Source organism: Photobacterium sp. R1, assembly GCF_054600795.1.
The window spans coordinates 1-252 of record NZ_BAAHZP010000765.1; the positions used below are offsets into that span (position 1 = coordinate 1).

The 252-nt window shown below is 43.7% G+C and carries 1 pseudogene; it reads left to right on the top strand.

What is annotated here, in order from left to right:
* Positions 1–252, top strand: a pseudogene (locus ACYP03_RS27140) (hypothetical protein); the annotation flags it as partial.

Below are 252 nucleotides of genomic sequence, written 5' to 3' on the forward strand. Positions count from 1 at the left end.
TATATAACGCCGTATTGGGGCTACGCCTTTCCAGATAGCATTGAATCGGAAGGAGGGATAACAATATCCCCGGATAACGCAGGTCTTTTCGGTGTCACCATTGAAGGTAATTACGGAAAACAATCATTATTCAATGGCCGGATTGGATTTACTGCACAGCACATGAAAATGCAGACTAAAGGCTTTGATGACGACGGCAGTGCAACGTTTTTTCATTTTCAAAGCAGCAGCCATTATCGTATTGCCCCTATG